The following is a 1,505-nucleotide window of genomic DNA, read 5'->3' as shown; positions in this document are numbered from 1 at the left end:
GTCGAGGACAGGCCGGGCAGCGGCGGCAGGCTGTGCTGCTTGGCCGCGGCGACGCCGCCGGGCGGGGAGGAGGCGGGTCCGTCCTGGCCGGGCGGGACCAGCGTGAGCGGGGCGGGGCCGCCGCCGGGCCGGTCGCGCTCGCAGTCGGCGACCAGGGCCAGCGCCCGGCGGCCGGCGACCGCGCCGTGCTTGTCGGCGAGCGCCCCGCGCATCGAGGTGGCCGCCTCCAGCTCGGCGCGGGCCCGGTCGAGGTTCCCGGCGCAGAGCGCGATGATCCCCAACTCGTGGTGGAAGTAGGCTTCTTCGGCGACCTCACCGGCGATGCGGGCGGCCTCGGCGCCGGAGCGCAGGGCGCGCTCCCAGGCGCCCCAGTGCAGGGCGGCGGCGAAGGCGGGCGCGGCGCTGCGGGCGAGCAGCACCACCGAGCTGGCGTGCCCCGCTTCGGTGCCGGGCAGCAGCGCGGTCATCGCGGCGAGCACCGAGTCGGCCTCGGCGGCGATCCGCCCGGGGCCGACCGAGGGGTGCCCGGTCCACCAGGCGTAGTGCTGGGCGGCGCTGTGGGCGCGGGCGTCGGCACCCTCGTCGTATCCGTCGGCGGTGAGCTGGGCGAGCACCCCGGGGGCCAGCCGGTAGCGGGAGCCGGCCGGGCTGAGCAGTCCGCAGCGCAGCAGTTCGCCGAGCGCGGCGTCGGCGTGGGTGTCGCCGACGAGCGCGGGCAGGTGCGCGGGGTGCGGCAGTTCGCCGCCGAGCGCGACGGCGAAGCGCAGGGTCTCCCGGGCGGCGTCGGTGAGCCGGGAGGCGAGCAGCGGGGCGGGCGCGGCACCGTCGCCGAGGGACGGCAGCGGCAGCATGTGGTGGTCGGCGAACACGTCGTCGTCCGCGCCGTCGGCGTCGTCGGCCGGGGGCGGGCTCAGGTCGTCGCGCTGCCGCAGCAGGGCGCCGGCCTGGACGAACCGCAGCGGCAGGCCCTCGGACTCGAACCAGAGGTCGCCGGTCCAGTTGGCCTCGTCCTCGGTGAGCGGCCGGTCCACGGAGCTGCGCACCAGTTCGACGGCGGTGTCCCGGTCCAGGCCGGGCAGTGCGACGTCCTCCAGCAGCCCGCGCGCGGAGGGTTCGGCTCCGGGTCCGGCGGCGCAGAGGAAGGCGCACTCGGGTGCGGCGTCCAGCAGTTCGTCCAGCGCCTCGCCGCCGAGCTCCAGGTCGTCCACGACCACGACCGCGCCGACGGTGGCCACGGCCTTGGCCAGTTCGGCCCGGTCGGGGCGGCGGCCGGGGGCGTGCTGGACGGCGTCGTACAGCTCGTGCAGCAGCTCGGTGCAGGTGCGGCCCAGTCCGCTGATCCGGATGACGCCGTCGGGCGCGAGGTCGGCGCAGTCGGCGGCGACGGCGTCCAGCAGCGCGGTGCGGCCGGAGCCGGCCGGGCCGGTGACGCGGGCGGAGCGGCCGCGGGAGAGCAGTCCGGTGAGGCGTTCGCGCTCGGCTTGGCGGCTGAGCAGGGGCAGCGG

General features: G+C 78.3%; 1 pseudogene. It reads right to left on the bottom strand.

Annotated features, from left to right (window positions below):
* Positions 1 to 1,505: pseudogene (locus C6N75_RS29530) on the bottom strand (ATP-binding protein); the annotation flags it as partial.

Origin of the sequence: Streptomyces solincola, assembly GCF_002982015.1 — a bacterium.
Lineage (GTDB): Bacteria > Actinomycetota > Actinomycetes > Streptomycetales > Streptomycetaceae > Streptomyces > Streptomyces solincola.
This window is presented reverse-complemented; position numbering and strand designations above follow the sequence as displayed.